The sequence below is a fragment of the Vaccinium witches'-broom phytoplasma str. VAC genome (genome assembly GCF_000309405.1).
Taxonomy (GTDB): domain Bacteria; phylum Bacillota_I; class Bacilli_A; order Acholeplasmatales; family Acholeplasmataceae; genus Phytoplasma.
In genome coordinates, this window is the sequence record NZ_AKIN01000012.1 from 1 (window position 1) to 4,341 (window position 4,341).

Genomic DNA, 4,341 nt, shown 5'->3' on the forward strand with positions numbered 1-4,341 from the left:
ATAATATTATTATTTATTATATTTAAGTTGTTGACAGATATGGTTTTTTATTTTATAATTAATGAGATAGAGTATTTTTAAAGAAAGTAGGCTTGTAATAAAAAATGTCAGTTAAAATTCGTTTACAACGTTTTGGTGCTCATAAAAAACCTTTTTATCGTGTAGTTGCTATAACTTCCAAAAATAAAAGAGATGGCGAATTTTTAGAGATTTTAGGAACTTATGAACCGTTCAAAAATTTAATTAATTTAGATGTTGAGAAAATTGATAAATGGCGTTCAGTCGGTGGAGAACCTACAAAAACTGTTCAAAATTTATTGAAAAAATACAAAAAAAATAATAAACAAGCGTAAAATCAATATTTTTACTAACCTAAAATATAATATTTTAGGTTAATTGTTGATTTAAGTTGGTAAAAAGGCTTTTATAAATATGAAATTTGATATTATTACTATTTTTCCTTCTTTTTTTAATAGTTTTTTAAATAATTCTATTATTAAAAGGGCTCAAATTAAAGAACAAATTGAGTTTGAAATTCACGATTTAAGAAAATATAGCAATAATAAACACAATCAAATAGATGATATTCCTTACAGTGGAGATATAGGGATGTTGTTGAAATTTCCTCCTTTTTACGACGTTCTTCAACAGATCAAAACTTATTCTAAAAGTAGAGTAATTTTATTATCTCCTCAAGGGAATGTATTGACTCAACAAAAAGCTGTTGAATATGTCCAAAATTTTTCTCATTTAGTTATTTTATGTGGTAATTATGAAGGTGTAGATGCTAGAGTTTTAGATTATGTGGATGAAGAAATTTCCATTGGCGACTACGTCTTAACTGGCGGCGAAATAGCGGCTACAGTTTTTATAGACGTTATTGCGAGATTAGTTCCTGATGTCATTAAAAAGGAATCTTATTTAAATGACTCTCATCAAAATGGTTTATTGAAATATCCTCAATACACTAAACCGCAAACTTATCAAAACAAATCAGTTCCTGATATACTTTTATCAGGTTATCATGAAAACATTGCTCAATGGCGCGAAAAAGAAAGTTTAAGAAACACTTTTTTAAAAAGGCCGGATTTATTAGAAAAAATCACTTTAAACGAGAAACAAAAGCAATTATTAGAAGAAATTAAAAAAGAAACTAAAAATCAAAAAATCAATAAAAAAGATTGAGACGATGATTCATTTTATAAAGGAAATTAGAAAATCATGAATTTAAAAGGACAAGAATTGTTAAATTCAATTAACAAAAACAATTTAAAAATTGTTCCTGATTTCAAACCAGGTGATGCTGTAAAAGTTTACATTAAAATTGAAGAAGGTAACAAAAAAAGAATTCAAACATTTGAAGGGTTAGTTGTTAAACGTCAAGGCAGTAATATTTCTGAAAACATTACTGTAAGAAAAGTTTATTCTGGCGTAGGAGTAGAAAGAATTTTCCCAATTCATTCACCTTTATATGAAAAAATAGAAGTAACTCGTCGCGGGATCGTAAGACGTTCTAAACTTTATTACATCAGAAAACTTTCAGCTAAAGCTGCTAGAATTAAAGAAAGAAAATAATTTTTTTCATTTTAAGAAATAATTTAATAAAAAAGATTTTGAATCATGAAAAAACGAGATTAAAATAATCTCGTTTTTTTAAGTTATATAAGAAATGTATTTTTTTGTAAAATCATTTTTAAAGGAGTTAATAATGCTTTTATTTCAAGAACTAAAATGGCGCAATTTAATAAAAGATTGTAGCGATGAGAAAAGATTAGAAGAGATGTTAAATAACGAATCTATTAATTTTTATTGCGGTTTCGATCCTACTGGGAATTCTTTAACTGTAGGTCATTTGGTGCAAATTACAACTATTTTATTATTACAACAAAAAGGTCATATTCCGTTTATTTTAATTGGGCAAGCGACTGGTTTAATCGGTGATCCTAAAGAAACTGAAGAAAGAAATTTAATTTCTAAAGAAACGATTTATCATAATGTAGAGCAAATTCAAAAACAATTAACTAACATTTTATCCCCTCATAAAGGGGAATTTGTTAATAATTATGATTGGATTTCTCAAATAGATCTTATCACCTTCTTTAGGACTTACGGTAAATTATTCAACGTTAATTATATGATCGCTAAAGACACAGTAGCTAAAAGGTTGAAAACAGGAATTTCTTATTCGGAATTTTCTTATATGATTTTACAAGCTTTAGATTTTCATCAATTATATAAAAATAAACAAATTAAACTACAAATGGGCGGTTCTGATCAATGGGGCAATATTACCAGCGGTTTAGAATTAATTCGTAAATTAGAAAAAAACCCCCTAGAGGAAAAACCAGTCGGTATGAGCATCCCTTTATTGTTAAATAGTCAAGGAGTTAAATTTGGCAAAAGTGAAAAAAATACTTTATGGTTAGACCAAAAATTAACGAGCCCTTATCAAATTTACCAATATTTCTTAAATACGGCTGATAATGATGTAGTTAATTATTTAAAAACTTTAACTTTGTTAAAACCAACTTTTATTATGGCATTAGAAGAAGAGGTTCAACAAAATCCACAACAAAGAAAAGCTCAAAAAGAATTAGCTAAAAGTATTGTTACTTTTTTATACGGAGAAGAGGTTTTTAAAGAATGTTTTCGAGTTAACGAGATTTTATTCTCTAATAAACATGTTTTTCAAAAAGAAGATTTTATGTTATTGCAAAAAAACTTAGTAACTGTGCAAACTAATACTGATCTACCTTTAGCTGACGCTTTGGCGCAAACCCAACTCACTGCTTCTAAAAACGAAGCTAAAAAAATCATTTCTTCAGGATCAGTAAAAATTTTTAAAAATCCCGTTAAACAAGTAGATTATCTTTTAAGTTCTAAAGATGTTTTATATAATAAATACGTTTTATTAACTAAAAAAAATAAATTTACAGCTTTAATCGTGTTTAATTAAAAAATAGTCTTTTAATTTATTGGAAAAGAAAGAGTTCTTTTGGTGATGTCTAAACAAGAATTTTATCGTCAATTAATCTTAAAACATTATAAAAATCCCGCTAATATAGGGTTAGAAAAAAATAACCCTCATGCCTACCTATCTCAACAGAAAAACGTTTCTTGTGGCGATGAAATAACTCTTCAAGTGACTTTGGACAAGAATAAGATTATTAATATTAGATACGAATTACAAGGTTGTTCTATTTTAGTAGTTTCTGCTTCGCTCATGTCTATTCATTTGAAAAATACCACTTTAGAGGAAAGTATCGAACAAATCAATCATTTCCTTAATTTATTAGAAAATAAACCTTTTGATAACAAAGTTTTAAAAGAAGAATTACATATTTTAGAACATGTGACCCATTTTCCTGGCAAATTTAAATGCGCCAGTATGCCTTGGACTTTATTGTTAAAAATGATTCAAGAAAGGCAAAACACTCTTCTTGCTCCGAAGTAATTTGATTGATTAAAAAAAATATATCTAAGAAAGAAAATAAACGTGATTTTATCTAAAAAAAATCCTAAATTTAAAAAATTAAAAAAATTAGCTTTAAAAAAATATCGTGATTTATACCAAGAATTTTTAGTTTTTGGTGAGCATTTAGTTGAAGAAGCTTTAAAAAGCGGGGTTGTTTTAGAACTTTATACCACTAATACCGACCAACACGAAGGCGTTCTGATGGAAGATTACTTAATGAGAGAATTAAATAAAAATAAAGTTTTATATTCTCAAGTAGCAGTTTGTCAAATGAAAAAAAACGTTTTGCAAAGTGATAAAATTTTAGTTTTAGATAATGTTCAAGACCCTGGCAACGTTGGTACATTATTAAGAAGCGCTAGTGCTTTCGGTTTTAAACATGTTTTTTTCAGCGATAAAAGCGTTGACTTTTATAATGAAAAAGTGATCGCCGCTACCCAAGGAGCTTTGTTTAATTTATTCTTAGAAAGAGGCGATACCGTCTCTTTTTTAAACAATTTAAAAAAAGATAACACTTATATTTTCAGTTCTTCTGTTAACGAAAAAACTATTGATTTGAAAGAATTAAACCAAGAATTTTTACAAAATAAAAAAAGAGCTTTAGTGGTAGGGCATGAAGGGTCTGGTATTTCTCAAGAAGTCAAAGACCTTTCATCTTATTTTATTAATATTGACACTTCTTCAGTAGAAAGTTTAAATGTTAATGTTGCTGGCAGTATTTTAATGTATTTATTAAAATAAAATTTCTATTTTATTTAATTTATTAATCATTTAATGTGAATCAATAATATGGAACTCCGATACTAAAAAATAATACTAAATGACAAAGAGTAATAATTCAATTATTTAGGTGATTTAATTATAAA

At 26.9% G+C, this 4,341-nt stretch carries 6 protein-coding genes; all 6 read left to right on the forward strand.

What is annotated here, in order from left to right; all coding sequences use genetic code 11:
* Nucleotides 1-104: 104 nt before the first annotated feature.
* The 6 genes from rpsP (at nucleotide 105) to RI68_RS00595 (ending at nucleotide 4,216) form a co-directional block, all read left to right on the forward strand.
* A complete protein-coding gene (gene rpsP / locus RI68_RS00570) occupies nucleotides 105-353 on the forward strand; it encodes a 30S ribosomal protein S16 (RefSeq protein ID WP_017192114.1) in 249 nt (82 codons plus the stop codon).
* A 79-nt stretch (nucleotides 354-432) separates the two neighbouring features.
* Nucleotides 433-1,185, forward strand: a complete 753-nt coding sequence (gene trmD / locus RI68_RS00575; RefSeq protein ID WP_017193327.1) for a tRNA (guanosine(37)-N1)-methyltransferase TrmD — start codon at nucleotides 433-435, stop codon at nucleotides 1,183-1,185.
* A gap of 36 nt (nucleotides 1,186-1,221) precedes the next feature.
* A complete protein-coding gene (rplS, locus tag RI68_RS00580; protein ID WP_017193328.1) occupies nucleotides 1,222-1,575 on the forward strand; it encodes a 50S ribosomal protein L19 in 354 nt (117 codons plus the stop codon).
* Nucleotides 1,576-1,708: 133 nt separating this feature from the next.
* On the forward strand, nucleotides 1,709-2,956 hold the full coding sequence (gene tyrS / locus RI68_RS00585) for a tyrosine--tRNA ligase (protein ID WP_017193329.1): 1,248 nt from the start codon (nucleotides 1,709-1,711) through the stop codon (nucleotides 2,954-2,956).
* Nucleotides 2,957-3,001: 45 nt separating this feature from the next.
* Entirely contained in the window at nucleotides 3,002-3,454 is a 453-nt protein-coding gene (sufU, locus tag RI68_RS00590) for a Fe-S cluster assembly sulfur transfer protein SufU (RefSeq protein WP_017193330.1), read from the forward strand.
* Nucleotides 3,455-3,496: 42 nt separating this feature from the next.
* Nucleotides 3,497-4,216, forward strand: a complete 720-nt coding sequence (locus tag RI68_RS00595) for an RNA methyltransferase (protein ID WP_017193331.1) — start codon at nucleotides 3,497-3,499, stop codon at nucleotides 4,214-4,216.
* The last annotated feature ends 125 nt before the right edge of the window (nucleotides 4,217-4,341 follow it).